This is a genomic window from Agromyces humi, assembly GCF_009720255.1.
Classification (GTDB): Bacteria; Actinomycetota; Actinomycetes; order Actinomycetales; family Microbacteriaceae; genus Agromyces; species Agromyces humi.
Genome location: NZ_WJSP02000045.1, coordinates 1 through 16,955 on the forward strand (window position 1 = coordinate 1; position 16,955 = coordinate 16,955).

18 protein-coding genes are annotated in these 16,955 nt (G+C 71.4%); 15 read left to right on the plus strand and 3 right to left on the minus strand.

The features are described from left to right. The first annotated feature begins 210 nt into the window (after positions 1 to 210). Positions 211 to 1,440 (plus strand): serine hydrolase domain-containing protein, encoded by a 1,230-nt coding sequence (locus tag GH736_RS06425; RefSeq protein WP_159601342.1) that lies wholly within the window; start codon positions 211 to 213, stop codon positions 1,438 to 1,440. Between the two features lie 145 nt (positions 1,441 to 1,585). Next, on the plus strand, positions 1,586 to 2,071 hold the full coding sequence (locus GH736_RS06430) for a peptidoglycan-binding domain-containing protein (protein ID WP_203230664.1): 486 nt from the start codon (positions 1,586 to 1,588) through the stop codon (positions 2,069 to 2,071). A gap of 78 nt (positions 2,072 to 2,149) precedes the next feature. Here the strand turns inward: GH736_RS06430 and GH736_RS06435 are convergent, their stop codons facing one another. Continuing rightward, positions 2,150 to 2,500 (minus strand): metallopeptidase family protein, encoded by a 351-nt coding sequence (locus tag GH736_RS06435; protein WP_159601346.1) that lies wholly within the window; start codon positions 2,498 to 2,500, stop codon positions 2,150 to 2,152. Positions 2,501 to 2,613: 113 nt separating this feature from the next. Between GH736_RS06435 and GH736_RS06440 the strand changes: the two genes are divergently transcribed. The 4 genes from GH736_RS06440 (at position 2,614) to GH736_RS06455 (ending at position 6,909) form a co-directional block, all read left to right on the plus strand. Continuing rightward, complete coding sequence (locus GH736_RS06440) at positions 2,614 to 3,948, plus strand: low temperature requirement protein A (protein ID WP_159601348.1); 1,335 nt, start codon at positions 2,614 to 2,616, stop codon at positions 3,946 to 3,948. A gap of 70 nt (positions 3,949 to 4,018) precedes the next feature. Continuing rightward, entirely contained in the window at positions 4,019 to 4,696 is a 678-nt protein-coding gene (locus GH736_RS06445; protein ID WP_159601350.1) for a response regulator transcription factor, read from the plus strand. After that, positions 4,689 to 6,020 carry a sensor histidine kinase gene (locus tag GH736_RS06450; protein ID WP_235933864.1) on the plus strand — a complete coding sequence of 444 codons (1,332 nt, stop codon included), beginning with the start codon at positions 4,689 to 4,691 and terminating at the stop codon, positions 6,018 to 6,020. Before GH736_RS06445 ends, GH736_RS06450 begins: the two co-directional genes overlap by 8 nt. A gap of 70 nt (positions 6,021 to 6,090) precedes the next feature. Beyond that, positions 6,091 to 6,909, plus strand: coding sequence for a PepSY domain-containing protein (locus GH736_RS06455; protein WP_159601352.1), 819 nt, complete (start codon positions 6,091 to 6,093; stop codon positions 6,907 to 6,909). A 104-nt stretch (positions 6,910 to 7,013) separates the two neighbouring features. On the opposite strand, the gene GH736_RS06460 is transcribed toward GH736_RS06455, so the two are convergent. Then, entirely contained in the window at positions 7,014 to 7,721 is a 708-nt protein-coding gene (locus GH736_RS06460) for an SDR family oxidoreductase (RefSeq protein ID WP_159601354.1), read from the minus strand. Between the two features lie 171 nt (positions 7,722 to 7,892). Here GH736_RS06460 and GH736_RS06465 point away from each other — a divergent pair, with 171 nt between their 5' ends. From GH736_RS06465 to GH736_RS06500, 8 genes are all read left to right on the plus strand, one after another. Then, on the plus strand, positions 7,893 to 8,753 hold the full coding sequence (locus tag GH736_RS06465; protein WP_159601356.1) for an alpha/beta fold hydrolase: 861 nt from the start codon (positions 7,893 to 7,895) through the stop codon (positions 8,751 to 8,753). Positions 8,754 to 8,764: 11 nt separating this feature from the next. Next, complete coding sequence (locus GH736_RS06470; protein WP_159601376.1) at positions 8,765 to 9,778, plus strand: NADP-dependent oxidoreductase; 1,014 nt, start codon at positions 8,765 to 8,767, stop codon at positions 9,776 to 9,778. Then, positions 9,768 to 10,373 carry a TetR/AcrR family transcriptional regulator gene (locus GH736_RS06475; protein ID WP_159601358.1) on the plus strand — a complete coding sequence of 202 codons (606 nt, stop codon included), beginning with the start codon at positions 9,768 to 9,770 and terminating at the stop codon, positions 10,371 to 10,373. Before GH736_RS06470 ends, GH736_RS06475 begins: the two co-directional genes overlap by 11 nt. A 32-nt stretch (positions 10,374 to 10,405) precedes the next feature. Continuing rightward, positions 10,406 to 12,397, plus strand: a complete 1,992-nt coding sequence (locus tag GH736_RS06480) for an acyl-CoA dehydrogenase family protein (protein ID WP_159601360.1) — start codon at positions 10,406 to 10,408, stop codon at positions 12,395 to 12,397. A 113-nt stretch (positions 12,398 to 12,510) separates the two neighbouring features. Further along, a complete protein-coding gene (locus GH736_RS06485; RefSeq protein ID WP_159601362.1) occupies positions 12,511 to 13,698 on the plus strand; it encodes a CE1758 family FMN-dependent luciferase-like monooxygenase in 1,188 nt (395 codons plus the stop codon). Further along, positions 13,695 to 14,186, plus strand: a complete 492-nt coding sequence (locus GH736_RS06490) for a MarR family winged helix-turn-helix transcriptional regulator (RefSeq protein ID WP_159601364.1) — start codon at positions 13,695 to 13,697, stop codon at positions 14,184 to 14,186. The genes GH736_RS06485 and GH736_RS06490 overlap by 4 nt, the downstream gene beginning before the upstream one ends. Then, on the plus strand, positions 14,183 to 14,908 hold the full coding sequence (locus tag GH736_RS06495; RefSeq protein ID WP_159601366.1) for a CE1759 family FMN reductase: 726 nt from the start codon (positions 14,183 to 14,185) through the stop codon (positions 14,906 to 14,908). The genes GH736_RS06490 and GH736_RS06495 overlap by 4 nt, the downstream gene beginning before the upstream one ends. Before the next feature lie 69 nt (positions 14,909 to 14,977). Further along, on the plus strand, positions 14,978 to 15,400 hold the full coding sequence (locus tag GH736_RS06500) for an acyl-CoA thioesterase (protein ID WP_159601368.1): 423 nt from the start codon (positions 14,978 to 14,980) through the stop codon (positions 15,398 to 15,400). 51 nt (positions 15,401 to 15,451) lie between these two features. Here GH736_RS06500 and GH736_RS06505 read toward each other — a convergent pair whose 3' ends face one another. Continuing rightward, a complete protein-coding gene (locus GH736_RS06505; protein WP_159601370.1) occupies positions 15,452 to 16,351 on the minus strand; it encodes an aminoglycoside phosphotransferase family protein in 900 nt (299 codons plus the stop codon). Between the two features lie 86 nt (positions 16,352 to 16,437). Here GH736_RS06505 and GH736_RS06510 point away from each other — a divergent pair. Continuing rightward, the coding region (locus tag GH736_RS06510) for an SDR family NAD(P)-dependent oxidoreductase (protein WP_159601372.1) at positions 16,438 to 16,955 on the plus strand (518 nt) is incomplete at its 3' end.

Here is a 16,955-nt window from a genome sequence, read left to right on the forward strand (position 1 = left end):
GGCTGAGCGGCTTCCGCCCCCTGAAGTGGGGCGGCGCCCGTTCGGCATCGGCGCGCGCCGGCGGCGTAGGGTCGCGGGTGGGGGCACCTGCTCCCGCCCCGCGATCCGGATCCCTAGCCTCAGCGAGGGGCGACGGCACGGACACGATCCCGTGTCCGCGCCGAGCGCGATCCGAACTGCGTCGTGCGCGACGCCAAGGGGGGCCAGGTCATGCGGCAAACGAAGTGGGCCATCTCGCCGATCGCCGCAGTCGCGACGATCACCGTCGCCATGCTGAGCGGATGCGTCGCCACGCCGGCGAGCGTCAGCGAATCGGCCGAGCCCGGGGCATCCGCCACCGCGCTCGACCCGGCCCTGCGCGCGCAACTCGAGACGGCGCTCGACGAGGGCTTCGCGGCATCCGGAGTACCGGGGGTCATCGTCGGGATCTGGATTCCCGGCGAGGACGAGTGGGTGTCCGCGAGGGGTGTCGCCGACGTCGACACCGGGGAGCCGATGGGCCGCGGCAACCAGCAGAAGATCGGCAGCATCACCAAGACCATCGTCGGCACGGTCATGTTGCAGGTGATCGGCGAGCCCGAACTCGACGTGGGCCTCGACGACACGCTCGACCGGTGGTATCCCGAGTTCCCCGAGGCGTCGAACATCACGGTGCGGATGCTGCTGAACCACTCGAGCGGCATCGGCGAATCGGGCAGGCCGCAGGTCGACCGCATCTGCAGCGACCCGCAGGCCATCCCCACGCCCGACGAACTCATCGCGCTCGGCGCGGCGACCCCCCGCGCCGACTTCGCGCCGGGCGAGGGATTCGAGTACGCCAACACGAACTACTTCCTGCTCGGCGGCATCCTCGAGCAGGTCACCGGCACCGACCTCGCGACCCTCATCCAGGACCGCATCACCGAGCCGTTCGGCATGGACCGCAGCCGGTTCGCCCCCGACGGGCAGGTCACCGCGCCCCTCACCCACGGCTACTCGCTCTTCTGCCCCGAACTCGGCGAGCCCGTCGACACCGTCGACTGGTCGAACGGCGAGAGCTGGGCGGGCGGCGCCATGGTCTCGACCCTCGACGACCTCCACGCCTGGGGCCAGGCCCTCGGCGAGGGCGCCGGCGTGACGCCCGAGCTGCAAGCGGCACGATATGCGGATGTCGCGGCGGTGCCGGGTCAGGCCGGAGGCGGGTACGGCCTCGGTGCGGGCGTCGAGTTCGACGTCGACACCGGCTGCATCACGAGCGTCTCCCACGCCGGCGCCGAGCCCGGGTACGGCACGAACCTGGCGTACTACCCCGAGACGGGCGCGGTCTTCGCGATGCTCGGCAACGGCGACGGCGGAACGGGCACCGCGGTGCTGGAGGTCCCGAAGGCGCTGGCGCCGCTGCTCGGTCCGGTGCTCAAGGGATCGCCGGCGGCCGATGCGTGCGCCGCGCCCTGGGGGTGACGCGACCGGCGGCAGGGCAGTCCTCCCCATTCCGGCGGCATCCGGCGCGTGGATAGGCTCGCGGCGCGCGCAACTGCGGCGATCACCCGGGGCGTACTGCGGTACCCCACGACCACGACCAGCACCACGGATTCGGAGAACTGCCATGAAGACGTTCAGGAAGACCATCGCCGGCGGAGCCGTCGCGCTCGCGATCGCCGGAATCTGCGCCATCGCCCCCGCCACCGCTGCGAGCGCCAACACCGGGGCGACCGGCCAGGGCTGCACGGCCTACCAGTACTCGTCGGGCGGCTACTCGACGTGCGTCGGCTACATCCAGCGCATGCTCAACGGCATCGCCTCCGTGCGCGGCAGCAGCTACGGCGGCTACCAGCTCGTCGTCGACAACAGCTTCGGCGCCAATACCAACACCAACGTGCGCCGCTTCCAGAGCTACACGGGCCTGGTCTCCGACGGCATCGTCGGCCGCAACTCGTGGAACCAGCTGTGCCGGTACGCGGGCACCCGTTCGTTCGCCGTGTACAACGCGTCGTCGCTGCAGAAGTCGGCCTGGCAGGCCGCCTACGACGCCGGATGCTACGTCGACCGCCCCGTGGGCGTGGCCGGCATCGAGGTCATCTCGAGGTATTAGCGGCGCGGTCTTCACGGGCACGGATGCCGCACGCACGCGGCATCCGTGCCCGTTGCCGTACCTGCGCCCAACCGAGAGCTACGCCCAACCGAGCTCGTGCAGCCGCGCGTCGTCGAGCCCGAAGTAGTGGCCGATCTCGTGCACGAGCGTGATGCGGACCCGCCGTCGCAGCGACTCGAGGTCGACGCTGTGCTCCTGCAGGTTGTTCTTGTAGAGCGTGATGCGGTCGGGCAGCTCGCCGAAGCCGTAGACCCCGCGCGTGGTGAGCGGATGCCCGCGGTACTGGCCGAACAGCCGCGGCCGCTCGCGGAGCGGCTGGTTCTCGACGACGACCGCGACGTTCTCGATGCCGCGGATCCACTCGTCGGGAAGCGCGTCGAGCTCCTCGGCGACCATGCGCTCGAAGTCGTCGTCCGAGATCTCGACCATCTCCCCATTCTGCGCGCTTCGCGGGCGCTCACGGCCCGCGCGGCGGAACCGAGTCGCACCGGCCGCTGCCACACCTGCTGACAGCCCGCGACCTGCCGACGATGATGGTCCCCATGACGACGACGACAGCGTTGGCGGTGCAGTTGCGCGACGACCTCCGGCACCGGCTGCGACCGATGACCGGCCGGGACCCGAGTGAACGCGACCGCGTGGTCACGCCGCTGGAGCTGCTCTACGACCTCGTCTACGTCATCGCGTTCGCGGCGGCCGCCGACGAGCTGGCGCACGCCATCATCGACGGCGAGGTCGGCCCCGGGCTCGGGGCGTACGCCTTCGCGATCTTCGCCATCACGTGGGCGTGGCTGAACTTCACCTGGTTCGCCTCGGCGTACGGCAACGACGACGCGCTGTTCCGCGTCGCGACGGTCGTGCAGATGGTCGGCGTGGTCGTCCTCACGTTCGGCCTGCCGGTGAGCTTCGAGAATGCCGCGCACGGCGAGAGCCCCAACAACGGGATGCTCGTCGTGGGCTACATCATCATGCGCGTGCCGCTCATCGTGCTTTGGCTCCGAGCCGCACGGGAGGATCCGGCCCATCGGCGCACCTCCATCGCGTACGCCGTGGTCATCGCGATCGCCCAGGTCGGCTGGGCCCTCACGACGCTGCCCGGGCTCTCCTTCGGTGCCACCGTCACCTTCCTGGTCGCCGTCGCCGCGGCCGAGATGATCGCGCCCGTCGTCATCGAGCGCCGATACGGGCGCGCCCCGTGGAACGCCGGGCACATCGCCGAGCGGTTCGGCCTGCTCACGCTCATCACCGTGGGCGAGGTCGTCGCCGCCACGGTCGCGGCCGTCGGCGTGCTCGTGAGCGAACAGGGGTGGTCGGTCGGCGCCGTCGTCATCGCCGCGTCGGGGCTGGTCATCGCCGCAGGCCTCTGGTGGGCGTACTACCTCATCCCCACGCGCACGATCCTGACGCGGTGGCCCGAGCGCACCTTCGCGTGGCGCTACGCCCACCTGCCGCTCTTCGGCGCCATCGCCGCGGTCGGCGCCGGCCTCCGCGTCGCCGCAGACGGCGTCGAGCACGAGGAACTCACGCTCCTGCAGATCACGCTCGCACTGGCGGTGCCGGTCGGATGCGTCGTGGTGCTCGTGTTCCTGATCTGGAGCGTGCTGCTCCGCTCCTACGACCTCACGCACATCCCACTGTTCCTCTGCACGCTGGTTCCCCTCGTGGCCGCGGTCGTCGTCGCGGTCGTGGCATCCGAGCCGGGCGCCCCCATCGACCTGGCGGACGACGCCGACGTCGCCGCGCTGGTCACGGTGATCGCGCTCGTGTCGCTCTCCTGCGTCGTCGAGGTGGTCGGGCACGAGATCGTCGGCTACACGCACACGCTCCGCGCGGTCGAGCGGAACCTGCCACGCCAGGGCGGCGACGACGACGACTGAAGCGACGGATGCCTCGCCGAGCGGACGCGGCTTCAGCCCTGCTTCAGCATCCGTCGGAAGAATAGGCGGGATGCGAATCCTGGTGGTCGACGACGAGGCGCGGCTCGCCGACGGCGTGCGGCGCGGACTCGAGGCCGAGGGATTCGCCGTCGACGTGGCGCACAACGGGGTGGACGGGCTATGGCGGGCGCGGGAGACGCGGTACGACGCCATCGTGCTCGACCTGATGATGCCTGGCATGAGCGGATGGAAGGTCTGCGAGGCGTTGCGCGCCGAGGAGAACTGGACCCCGGTGCTCATGCTCACCGCGAAGGACGGCGAGTGGGACCAGGTCGAGGCGCTCGAGACGGGCGCCGACGACTACGTCACGAAGCCGTTCTCGTTCGCCGTGCTCGTCGCCCGGCTGCGGGCGCTGATCCGACGCGGCGGCGTCGAGCGGCCCGTCGTGCTCGAGGCCGGCGACCTGCGGCTCGACCCCAGCAGCAAGCGGGTCTGGCGGGGCGACGAGCAGATCGCGCTGACGGCTCGCGAGTTCGCCGTGCTCCAGCACCTCATGCGCCACCGCGGGCAGGTGTTGTCGAAGCGCGATCTCATCGCCGGCATCTGGAACGACGACTTCGAGGGCGACCCGAACATCGTCGAGGTGTACGTCGGGCACCTGCGCCGCAAGCTCGACCGCCCCTTCGGGCGCGAGGCGATCGAGACCGTGCGCGGCTCGGGCTACCGGTTGGCGGCCGACGGTGGCTGAGCGACGAGGCCGGCGATCACGTCGGGGCTCGCGCTGGCGCTCGGTGCGGGCTCGTGCGACCGCCGGAGCCGCGCTCGTCATCGCGGTCGTCATGATCGTCGGCGCCGTCGCGTTCTTCGAGATCCTGCGCGGCACCGTGCTGGGCGCCGCCACCCGCGCCGGCGAGGCGCGCGCCGAGGCGCTCGCCACCCAGGTGGAGGCGCAGGACACGGACGCGATCGACGGGATCGAGGACGAGCCCGTGCAGCTCCTCTCTCCGAGCGGCGCGGTGCTCGCGGCATCCGACGACGCACCGGATGCCCCGCTCCCCCACGCCGACGAGCCGCAGGTGTTCACCGTCGACGGAGATCCCGTGCTCGTGGTCGCCGAGGAGCTCGACGGCGGCAAGACCTTGCTGGTCGGCGTGCCGGTCGACGACGATCTCGAGACGCTCGCGACCGTGGCCGGACTGCTCGCCGTGGCGGTGCCGCTCGTGGTGCTGCTCGTTGCGGGGCTCACCTGGGTGGTCGTCGGCCGCGCGCTGCGCCCGGTCGCACGCATCACCGCCGAGGTCGACGACATCACGGCCGACCGCCTCGACCGGCGCGTGCCCGTGCCGGCATCGGGCGACGAGATCGCCGCCCTCGCCGAGACCATGAACGCGATGCTGGGGCGACTGGATGCCGCGGCGAGCGCCCAGCGGCGGTTCGTCTCCGACGCCTCCCACGAGTTGAGGTCGCCGCTCGCGACGATCCGCCAGCACGCCGAGCTCGCGCAGGCCCACCCCGAGGTCACCTCGCTTCACGAGCTCGCGGAGGTCGCCCACGACGAGGGACTCCGCCTGCAGGGCCTCGTCGACGCACTCCTGCTCCTGGCGCGGCTCGACGAGGGCGCGCCGAATCCCGATGAGCCCGTCGACCTCGACGATCTGGTCTTCGCCGAGGCCTCGCGACTGCGGGCGGCCGGTATCGCGGTGGACGAGTCCGGCGTGGGCGCCGCCCGCGTGCACGGCAACGCACGACTGCTCGCCCAGCTCGTGCGGAACCTCGCCGACAACGCCGCGCGCCACGCCCACGGCCGCGTCGCCCTCGGCCTCGCGCAGCACGACGGACGAGCGGTGCTCGTCGTGGACGACGACGGTGACGGCATCCCGGAGGCCGACCGCGAGCGGGTGTTCGACCGGTTCGTGCGCCTCGACGACGCACGCGATCGCGACGCCGGCGGCAGCGGACTCGGGCTGGCGATCGTGCAGGCCGTGACCCGCGCCGCCGACGGCGTCGTCACGATCGACGACTCGCCGCTCGGCGGTGCGCGGTTCACCGTGCGCCTGCCCGCGGCATCCTGAACGGCCCTTCCTGAACGGCGCTTCAGGAAGCTTCAGGGTCGCTTCAGTGCCCGCTCGGCACCATCGAGGCATGAGCGAAACGACGAACACCCCGAACCAGCCCGACCCGAAGAAGCCGGATGCCGCGACGCCCGACCTCGCGACCACCGAAACCGTCTCGGCTGCGCCGGCCAGTGCTGCGCCGGCCACGACCGCGCCGGCCGAAGACGCCACCGCCGCGACGCCCGCTGCACGCACGCCTCGGACCTCGGGCCGGCGGAAGCTGCTCGTCGCCGGCGGCTCCGTGCTCGCCGCAGTGCTCTTCGCCGGAGGCGGCATCGCCGTCGGTGCGGCGATCGCCGACGAGGCCGACGACGATGGCGACGACGCGGCGGTGAGCGCGAGCTCCGAGCAACAGGCCGACGACGACCGCGACGATTCCGCGGATGACACCGCCGACGACGCTGCGGATGACGCGGCGAGCGCCGCCGACCACGGTGCCACCTCGCCCGATGAGCTGAACGAGATCGTCGAGGCCGCGGCATCCGAGGCCGAGGGCACCGCCGTGAGCATCGACGCGGGCCCCGACGGCAGCTGGGACGTCGAGTTCCGTGCGGACTCGGGCGCCGAGACCGAGGTGCGCGTGGCATCCGACGGCACGACCAAGGTGATCTCCACCGAGGCGGCCGATGCGGGCGACACCGCGCCCCAGGGAGCTCTCGACGCCCAGACGATCGACGCACTCGTGACCGCCGCCCTCGGCGAGGTCGATGGCAAGGTCGTCGACCTCGAGGTCGACGACGACACGACCTCGCCCTACGACGTCACGGTGCTCACCGGGGACGGACGCACGGTCGACGTCGCGCTCGATTCCGACCTGAAGGTGGTCTCCTCCGGCGCCGAGGACTGACCTGACGCGGACTGCGTGACCACGGGCCGGACGGCGATGCCGTCCGGCCCGTCAGCGTGCCTCGAGCGGCGACTGCCCGCTGCCGGCCGCGCCGCCCACGCCGCTCAGCTCGCGGCGGCGAGCTGGGGGTACTGCTCGAGCACCGTGCGCGACAGCGTGCTCTTGGCCCACACGGCCGTGTCGTCGGCGAGCACCTCGTGCTCCCCTGCCTCGACGCCCTCGTACACACGGCGGACGATGTCGTCGGCGCGGCCCTTCGGCACGTCGAGGTCGGCGATCATCGGGGTGTCGGTGTAGCCGAGGTGCACGCCGACGACCTGGGTGCCGCGCGGCGCGAGCTCGAGGCGCAACGAATTCGTGATCGACCAGAGCGCCGCCTTCGTGGCGCTGTAGGCGTTGCCTGCGGCATACCAGCTGAGCGCCGAGTGGATGTCGACGAGCACGCCGCCGCCGTTCGCGGTGAGCACCGGCGCGAACGCCTGGGCGACGGCGAGCGGTCCGAAGACGTTGGTCTCGAAGAGCGCGCGCACCTCGTCGAGGTCGGCGTCGAGCATCGTCGACGGGGCGAGCGCTCCCGCGTTGTTCACGACGACGGTGGTGTCGCCGGCGCGTGCGGCGACCGCGGCGATGGATGCGGCATCCGTCACGTCGAGCTGCAGCGGCACCACGCGTTCGTCGTTCCACTCGCGCGGGGTGCGGGCGGTCGCGTAGACCTTCGCGGCGCCGCGCTCGAGCGCCTGGTGCACGAACTCGGTGCCGAGCCCACCGTTCGCTCCGGTGACGAGCACGACGGCTCCCTGCAATGAAGTCATGATGTGGCCTTTCGGTGGTGCTGGCGGGGCGTCGCGGGATCGCGGCAGCCCTGAGTTGGTATTTCCAACCTAGCACGCGAACACGTGGCTTTTCCGAGCCGCAGGGCGATCTCTCACATTCTGATCTCATTCATTATTGAGTTTGCTCAGTTTTAGGAGTACCGTGGCGCCATGCACAACACGACCCACCCCGGCACCGCGCTCTCGTTCGCGACCGTGCCCACTCGCACCATCCGCGCGGCCGGCGTCGACTTCGCCTACCGCGAGCTCGGCCCCGCCACCGGCGTCCCGCTGGTCCTCCTCACGCACCTCGCCGCGACCCTCGACAACTGGGACCCGCGGGTCGTCGACGGCCTCGCGGCCGGCCGCCGCGTCATCGCATTCGACAACCGCGGGGTCGGGGCGACCACCGGCGCCCCCGCGTCGACGATCGAGGACATGGCGCGCGACGCCGTCGCGTTCGTCCGCGCACTCGGCTTCGACCGCGTCGACCTCCTCGGGCTCTCCATGGGCGGCATGATCGCGCAGGTCATCGCCGTCACCGACCCGTCCCTCGTTCGCAAGCTCATCCTCGCCGGCACGGGCCCCGCCGGCGGCGTCGGCATCGACCGCATCACCTGGGTCTCGAACGCAGCAGTGCTGCGCGGCATCCTGACGTTCAGCGACCCGAAGACCACGCTGTTCTTCACCCGCACCGCCAATGGCAAGCGCGCCGCGCGAGAGTTCCTGGCGCGCATCGCCGAGCGCACCGTCGACCGCGACGCGAAGATCACCACGCGCGCCTACCGCGCCCAGCTCGCCGCGGTGCACGACTGGGGAACCCGGCCGGCCGCCGACCTGTCGAAGATCACCCAGCCGGTGCTCGTCGCCAACGGCGAGCACGACGCGATGATCCCGACCGAGAACTCGATCGACCTGAGCCGGCGCCTGCCCGACGCCGAACTCGTGCTCTACCCCGATGCGGGTCACGCCGGCATCTTCCAGCACCACCGCCAGTTCGTCACCACGGCGCTCGAGTTCCTCGCCCGATGAGCGCGCAGACCATGACGGCCTTCGTCATCGACGCCTACAAGGAGCCGATGCACGAAGCGGAGGTGCCGACCCCCGCCGTCGGCGACCACGACGTGCTCGTGCGTGTGCAGGCCGCTGGCGTCAATCAGCTCGACGCCGGCATCCGAGACGGGCGGTTCCGCCAGATCCTGCCCTACCGGCTGCCGCAGATCCTCGGCAACGACCTCGCCGGCACGGTGGCTCGGGTCGGCGCGAAGGTCGACCGGTTCGCACCGGGTGACCGGGTCTACGGGCGACCCGACAAGGATCGCATCGGCACGTTCGCCGAGGAGCTCGCCGTCGACCAGGCCGACCTCGCGGCCGTCCCCGAGTCGATCACCATCGAGGAGGCGGCCTCCCTGCCGCTGGTGGCGTTGACCGCGTGGCAGGCATTCGTCGAGATCGCCGACGTGCGGCCGGGCCAGACCGTGCTGATCCACGGCGGTGCCGGTGGCGTCGGATCGATCGCCATCCAGCTCGCGAAGCACCTCGGGGCGATCGTGGCCACGACGGCGAGCGCCTCGAACGCGGACTACGTGCGCGGCCTCGGCGCCGACCTCGTCATCGACTACCGGAGCCAGGACTTCGAGCACGAGTTGCACGATGTCGACGTCGTGCTGGACAGCCTCGGCGGCGAGACCCTCGAGAAGTCCATCCGCATCGTGCGGCCGGGCGGTCGCGTCATCGGCATCGCCGGGCCGCCCGACCCCGGCTTCGCACGACAGCTCGGCGCCGGCGTGCCCCTGCGCCTCGCGATGCGCGCACTGAGCAGCGGAGTGCGGCGTCGGGCGCGCCGCCGCGGCGTCGAGTACTCGTTCCTGTTCATGCGCGCCGACGGCGGCCAGTTGCAGCGCATCACCGAGCTCGTCGATGCCGGCATCATCACGCCGCAGGTCGGCCGGGTCTTCCCGTTCGCCGAGACGCCCGAGGCGCTGGCCGCACTCGAGCGCGGAGGCATCCGTGGGAAGGTGGTGGTGAGCGGGAAGGACCGGACACGTGCAGCATGACGCAGCGCCCATCGGCCGCCGTGAGCGCAACAAGCAGCAGAAGCTCGAGCGCATCACGGCCGCCGCGACCGAGCTGTTCAGCGAGCACGGGGTCGACGAGGTCACGACGCAGCAGATCGCCGATCGTGCCGACGTCGGTGCCGGCACGCTGTTCCTCTACGCGAAGTCCAAGGCCGAGCTGCTGCTGCTCGTGCACAACGTCAAGTTCGCCGACGCGATCGAGCGAGGCGAGGCCGCGGCATCCGGAATCACCGACCGGCTCGACGCCCTCATGGCCATCGTGAGCCCGATCGTCGAGTGCAACCGCGTGCAGATCGAGAACGGGCGCACCTACCTGCGCGAGCTCGTCTTCGGCGACCCCGAGGAGCCGCACCACCGGGAGGGGCTCGCCCTCAGTGCCCGCGTCGAGGCGGCGTTCGTCGACGTGCTGCAGCGTGATGAGCGCATCAGTGCAGCGGATGCCGCGGCGCTCGCCCGCGCGATCTCAGCCGTCATGTTCATCAGCATCACCGCCACCCTCTACCGCGGCCTGACCGACGAGGAGGTCGTCGGCGTCATCCGCGAGCAGGTCGGGGTGATGCTCGCGCACCGCTGAGCGTAGATTTGGGCACGAACGAGGAGGTTCGCGTGAGCACCGTTCGTGAGTCCAGCGCTTCCAGTGCCGCCACCGCCGAGGGGGCCGCGAGCCCCGAGGGTGCCGCCCCCCAGGTCGACGAGCAGCAGTCGCGCGCCGTCGCCGAAGCCGCCCGCGAACAGGACTGGCGCAAGCCGAGCTTCGCCAAGGGGTTGTACCTGGGGCAATTCGACCTGTCGCTGATCCATCCGCATCCCCGACCCGATCCGGCCCGCCGCGAGCGCGGCGAGGCGTTCCTCGCGGCGCTCGAGTCGGTGCTGCGCGACGTGGACATCGCGCGCATCGAGCGGGAGGCGCGCATCCCCGACGAGACCTTCCAGGCGCTCGCCGACATCGGGGCGTTCGGCATGAAGATCCCGATCGAGTACGGCGGCCTGGGCCTCGGGCAGTGGTACTACAACCGCGCGCTCGTGATGATCGGGTCGGTGAACGCCAGCCTCGGCGCGCTGCTCTCGGCGCACCAGTCGGTCGGCCTGCCCGAGCCGCTCGTGCTCGCCGGCACCGAGGAGCAGAAGCGCGAGTACCTGCCGCGCTGTGCCGCGGGGGCGATCAGCGCCTTCCTCCTCACCGAGCCCGAGGTGGGCTCCGACCCCGCCCGACTGCGGGCCACCGCGGTGCCGACCGACGACGGCACGGGGTACGTGCTCAACGGCACGAAGCTGTGGACCACCAACGGGGTGGTCGCCGAGCTGCTCGTCGTCATGGCGCGCGTGCCGAAGTCCGACGGGCACCCCGGCGGCATCAGCGCGTTCATCGTCGAGGCGCGCGCGCCCGGCATCACGGTGCACCGCCGCAACGCCTTCATGGGCCTCCGCGGCATCGAGAACGGGCTGACCTCGCTGCACGACGTGCGTGTGCCGCGCGAGAACCTCATCGGCCGCGAGGGCCAAGGACTCAAGATCGCGTTGACGACCCTCAACGCCGGGCGACTGGCGATCCCGGCCATCTGCGCCGGCGCGGGCAAGTGGAGCCTCAAGATCGCCCGCGAGTGGTCGCGCGAACGGGTGCAGTGGGGCCGGCCCGTCGGCGAGCACGCCGCGGTCGCGCACAAGGTCGCGTTCATCGCCGCCACCACGTTCGCCCTCGAGGCCGTGGTCGACCTGTCGGGCGTGCTCGCCGACGAGGACCGCAAGGACATCCGCATCGAGGCGGCGCTCGCCAAGATGTGGGCCTCGGAGATGGGGTGGCGCATCGCCGACGAGCTCGTGCAGATCCGCGGCGGCCGGGGGTTCGAGACCGCGGCGTCCCTGGCCGCACGCGGCGAGCGCGCCGTCGGCGCCGAGCAGGTGCTGCGCGACATGCGGATCAACCGGATCTTCGAGGGCTCGACCGAGATCATGCGGCTGCTCATCGCACGCGAGGCCGTCGACGCGCACCTCACCGCCGCCGGAGACCTGATCGACCCGCACCTCGAGCTCTCCCGCAAGCTGAAGGCCGCCGCCTCGGCGAGCGGGTTCTACGCCCGCTGGCTGCCGCAACTGGTCGCCGGCAAGGGCGACCTGCCGACCTCCTTCGACGAGTTCGGGCCGCTCGCCGCGCACCTCCGTTACGTCGAGCGGACCAGCCGCAAGCTCGCGCGCGCGACCTTCTACGGGATGACGCGCTGGCAGGGCGCGCTCGAACGCAAGCAGGGGTTCCTGGGCCGGGTCGTCGACATCGGCGCCGAGCTGTTCGCCGTCTCGGCCTCGTGCGTTCGCGCCATGATGATCGCCGCCGACGATCCCGAGCACGGGAAGGCGGCGTACCAGCTGGCCGACACCTTCGCCGAGCAGTCCCGGCTTCGCACGGAACGACTGCTCGACGGGCTCTGGCACAACACGGATGCCGCCGACGAGCGCCTCTCCGAACGGGTGCTCGACGGCCAGTACGAGTGGCTCGAGGACGGGATCCTCGATCGCAGCGAAGGCACCGGCCCGTGGATCACCGAGGAGGTGCCGGCCGACGCGTCCGAGAACGTCGCGCGTCGCGTCATCCGCTCGCCCTGACGCAGGGTCGGCGATGACCGGACCGGTGCCACGGGTGTGCTCCGCGGCATCCGGGAATACATGCTCAGTCATGTTGTTTACCTTTCTCGAACGACCGCAGAAAGGCGGACCCCATGCAGTTCGGCATCTTCAGCGTCGGCGACATCGCCCCCGACCCCACCACCGGCACCACCCAGAGCGAGGCGGAGCGCATCAGCAACCTCGTGCGCGTCGCGCAGCGGGCCGACGAGGTGGGCCTCGACGTGTTCGCCCTGGGCGAACACCACAATCCCCCGTTCGTGCCGTCGTCGCCGCCCACGCTCCTCGCACACATCGCCGCGCTGACGAAGCAGATCGTGCTGAGCACCTCGGTCACCCTCATCACCACCAACGACCCGGTGAAGCTCGCCGAGGACTACGCCATGCTCCAGCACGTGGCGAAGGGGCGCCTCGACCTCATGGTCGGTCGTGGCAACACCGTGCCCGTGTATCCGTGGTTCGGCAAGGACATCCGACAGGGCGTCGCGCTGGCGCTCGAGAACTACAACCTGCTGCACCGGCTCTGGCGTGAGGACGTGGTCGACTGGGAGGGCAGCTTCCGCACCCCGCTGCAGGGGTTCACCTCGACGCCGCGTCCGCTCGACGACGTGCCGCCGTTCGTGTGGCACGGCTCGATCCGCACTCCCGAGATCGCCGAGCAGGCCGCCTTCTACGGCAACGGCTACTTCGCGAACAACGTGCTCGCGCCGAACTTCCACTTCAAGCCGCTCGTCGACTTCTACCGCGACCGGTTCGAGCACTACGGGCACGGCACCCGCGACCAGGCGATCGTCGGCCTCGGCGGGCAGGCGTTCATCGCGAAGCGCTCGCAGGACGCCGTCGCCGCGTTCCGGCCGTACTTCGAGGAGTACCCGCTCTTCAAGGGCAGCTCGCTCGACGACTTCATGGCCCGCACGCCGCTCAGCGTGGGCAGTCCGCAGGAGGTCATCGACAAGACCCTCACGTTCCAGGAGGGGTTCGGCGACTACCAGCGTCAGCTCTGGTCGCTCGACGGCCTGGCACTCCCCGTCGAGGTCGCGCTCGAGCAGGTCGAGCTGCTCGGCACCGAGGTGGTGCCCGTGCTGCGCAAGGAGATGGCGGCGCGACGCGCACCTGGGGTTCCGGATGCCCCGACGCACGCGAGTCTCGTCAGCGCCAAGTACGGCGACGCCGAGCCCCGCCAGCCGCGACCGAACCCGAACCGCGGCGACAACCTGTCGGGCGCCTCGCCCTACCAGGACAGCGACCCGAACGCCCCGGCGCGCTTCCCCCTGGCGGCGTGACCGTGGCACACGACGCCCGGCTCGCGAACGAGGCCTGGGAGGCGTACTACCGCGCCCAGGCCACGATCGCCCGCGAGCTCACCGACGCCGACATCTGGGAGGGCCTGCTCACCCGCGAGTACGCGGTGCTCTTCGCCCTCTCGTCGCAGCCCGACGGGCTCAGGATCACGGAGCTCGGCGACGACGTGCTCATCACCCAGCCCGGCATGTCACGCCTCATCGTGCGCCTCGAGGCCCGCGGCCTCGTCGAGCGGGTCGACGATGCCGCCGACGGCCGGGCACGCCGCATCCGCCTCACCCCCGACGGACTGGCCACCCAGCGCCGCGTCGGCGCCGGGGTCGCCCGGCACGTCACCGAGGCGCTCGGCCGCGCCCTCGATCACGACCAGATCGTGATGCTGCGCGACCTCAGCCTCGCCCTGCTCGCCGGCGCTTCCGGCCCCTCGGCCGAAGTGCAGCAACTCGCCATGCGAAGGAATCTCTCATGACCAGCACTCCCATCCACACGCCCGACGAGTTCGCGTCGGATGCCGCGAGCCGGCCCCTGCGGCTCGTCGTCGTCAGCGCGGGCGTGAGCGACCCGTCCACCACGCGGCTGCTCGCCGACCGGGCCACGCAGAAGACGATCGACCTGCTCGGCGAGGCCGGGATGCCCGCGACCGTGAACGTGATCGAGCTGAGCGGGCTCGCCGTCGAGATCGCACAGGCCATCGTGGCCGGACTCCCCGGCGTGCGCCTGCAGGCGGCGATCGAGCTCCTCGCCGGAGCCGACGCGGTCATCGCGAGCACCCCGGTCTACAAGGCTGGCATCAGCGGGCTGTTCAAGTCGTTCGCCGACGTGCTCGACAACGACCTGCTCATCGCGAAGCCGGTCATCCTCGCCGCCACGGCGGGCACGCCCAGGCACGCGATGGTCGTCGACGAGCAGCTGCGCCCGCTGTTCGCGTTCCTCCGCGCGATGCCGATGCCGACGTCCCTGTTCGCCGCGCCCGACGACTGGGGATCGACGACGCTCGGCGACCGCATCGCCCGCGCGGCCACGGAGCTCATGCTGTTCCTGCGCAGCGGCGTCGGCGCCTCCATCGCCGACAGCAACTGGTCGGGCTACCAGCACCGGTTCGCCGGCAACGCGACCGCCGCCGAGCGCTCGGTCGCGGACGTCGACTTCGACACCGACCTGATGCGGCTCGCCGCCGGCGGAGGGCGCTGACGCGGCATCCGGAACCGACGGCACCGGCCGAACCGAGTGCATCGGCCGCCATCGGCGTAGCTTGGGGACATGGCGAAGCAGCCGATCGTGTATGAGACCAGGCACCACGTCGCGTTCTCGGAGCTCGACCCGTTCCAGCACCTGAGCACCGGCAACTACGCGAGGTACTTCACCGATCACCGCATGGAGGCACTCGCGAAGTACGCGGGGTGGGACCTTTCCACCCTCGGCACTTTGGGGTTCATGACGTGGATCCGGCGCATGGAGATCAGCTTCCGCCGACCGGTGAACGCCGAGCAGGAGCTCACGATCACCTCGTTCGTGCGCGAGTTCCACGGGCCCGACGCGATCATCGAGTGCACGATGGCGGATGCCGCGGGCACGACCGTCGCCACGTGCCTGATGATCGTGGCGCACGTCGACGCGACGACACGGCGCGCGACCGACTGGCCCGACGACCTGCGGGCGATCTTCTTCGAGGCGGAGCACTAGCGGGCTCCCGCACGCGCGCGACAGCCGTGCGCCGTCCGCTCGCCGTCGCCGCTAGCCGCCGGCGAGGATCGCCGCGAGCCGCGCCCGGCATTCCGCGACGAACTCGGGATAACTGCGCCAGTAGTACGGGATGCCGCTGATCGCGACGACGATCGCCCACGCGCGGGCGCGGAGCCAGGTCGCCTCGTCGAGGTGCAGTGCGTTCCAGTAGGCGTCGCGCGCGGCCCGCGGCAGGTCCCAGACCGCGGCGTGCTCGGCATCGGGCGCACCGACCGACAGGGCCCCGAAGTCGATCACCGCGTGAAGGCGACCGTTGGCGGCGAGCAGGTTGCCCGGGCGCAGGTCGCCGTGCAGCCACACGTGCGGCGCGCTGGAGTCGGGCAGGGCGAGACCGCCGCGCCACCATCCCTCGAGCCGGTCGAGATCCAGCTGGTCGCCCACGAGCGGACGCGCCTCGTCGAAGACCGGCGGAGCCCACTGCTCGGTCTCGCGCAAGCTGCCGCCGCGATACCAGCTCAGGTCGCCCGACCGCCGCGCGCCCATGAGGTCGATGCGGTGCAGGTCGCGCACGACCGCGGCGAGGTCGCCGCCGAACCGTCCCCAGTCGGTGACGGTGTCGGTTGCCGGTGGCGCACCGTCGATCCACCGGTACACCGACCATTCCAGCGGATACGCGTGCGACGGGGAGCCCGCGTGCACGGGTTCCGGGATGCGAACCGGCAGGGCGGGCGCCAGGCGGGGAAGCCACGTGCGCTCCTTGCGCAGCGAGCCGACTCCTCCCGCCGTGCGCGGCATCCGCATCAGCAGGTCGTCGCCGAGGTGGAACATCACGTTGTCGGTGCCGCCACCGGCGAGGGTCACCGGCAGCCCGGCCCAATCCGGTCGCTCATGGGCGACGAGCGCGGCAGCAAGATCGACGTCGATCGGCAGCTCGTCGGGGTGGAGAGGCATCCGACCCAGCTTGCCACTCCCGCGGCTCCTCTCGGCCGCGGTTCGCTTCGCTGCACACTGTCGGTGCCCCCGAGGAGGATGGCCGCATGCGTGGAACCGTCGCGGTCACCGGTGGCGCCGCTGGTCTCGGCGCCGTCATCGCCGAGACGCTGCTGGCGCATGGTCACGGCGTACTGCTCGTCGACCGCGACACCGCGGCGGCGACGGTGACGGCGAGCGACCTCGAGGCGCGGCACGGGTCGCCCGTGGCGGTCATCGGCACCGATCTGTCGACGATCGACGGCATCCACGCGGCGGCCGATGCACTCGACGGGATTCCCGACCTCACGGCGCTCGTGAACAACGCCGGCAGCTGGTCGATCGGGGGGCAGTACCCCGACGCCGAACCCGACGCCTGGCTCGCCGCACTGACGCTCGACCTGATCGCGCCGATGCTGCTCGCGCAGCGGCTGTGGCCGCGGCTCGCTGCGGCCGGCGGTGCGGGTCGTGCGGTCGGAGCGGGCGGGGCGGTCGGTGCGGGTGGTGCGGTCGTGAACATCGGGTCGAGTGGTGGCGAAGGCGACGGACCCTATGGTTCGCCCGAGTACGCCGCAGCGAAGGCCGG

Excerpts from the sequence above, each read along its gene's own strand:
- GH736_RS06505 (WP_159601370.1), bottom strand. The coding sequence starts at position 16,351 with ATGCCTCTCCACCCCGACGAGCTGCCGATCGACGTCGATCTTGCTGCC.
- GH736_RS06470 (WP_159601376.1), top strand. The coding sequence starts at position 8,765 with ATGACGGCCTTCGTCATCGACGCCTACAAGGAGCCGATGCACGAAGCG.
- GH736_RS06440 (WP_159601348.1), top strand. The coding sequence starts at position 2,614 with ATGACGACGACGACAGCGTTGGCGGTGCAGTTGCGCGACGACCTCCGG.
- GH736_RS06500 (WP_159601368.1), top strand. The coding sequence starts at position 14,978 with ATGGCGAAGCAGCCGATCGTGTATGAGACCAGGCACCACGTCGCGTTC.
- GH736_RS06430 (WP_203230664.1), top strand. The coding sequence starts at position 1,586 with ATGAAGACGTTCAGGAAGACCATCGCCGGCGGAGCCGTCGCGCTCGCG.
- GH736_RS06465 (WP_159601356.1), top strand. The coding sequence starts at position 7,893 with ATGCACAACACGACCCACCCCGGCACCGCGCTCTCGTTCGCGACCGTG.
- GH736_RS06495 (WP_159601366.1), top strand. The coding sequence starts at position 14,183 with ATGACCAGCACTCCCATCCACACGCCCGACGAGTTCGCGTCGGATGCC.
- GH736_RS06435 (WP_159601346.1), bottom strand. The coding sequence starts at position 2,500 with ATGGTCGAGATCTCGGACGACGACTTCGAGCGCATGGTCGCCGAGGAG.
- GH736_RS06445 (WP_159601350.1), top strand. The coding sequence starts at position 4,019 with ATGCGAATCCTGGTGGTCGACGACGAGGCGCGGCTCGCCGACGGCGTG.
- GH736_RS06425 (WP_159601342.1), top strand. The coding sequence starts at position 211 with ATGCGGCAAACGAAGTGGGCCATCTCGCCGATCGCCGCAGTCGCGACG.
- GH736_RS06485 (WP_159601362.1), top strand. The coding sequence starts at position 12,511 with ATGCAGTTCGGCATCTTCAGCGTCGGCGACATCGCCCCCGACCCCACC.
- GH736_RS06460 (WP_159601354.1), bottom strand. The coding sequence starts at position 7,721 with ATGACTTCATTGCAGGGAGCCGTCGTGCTCGTCACCGGAGCGAACGGT.
- GH736_RS06455 (WP_159601352.1), top strand. The coding sequence starts at position 6,091 with ATGAGCGAAACGACGAACACCCCGAACCAGCCCGACCCGAAGAAGCCG.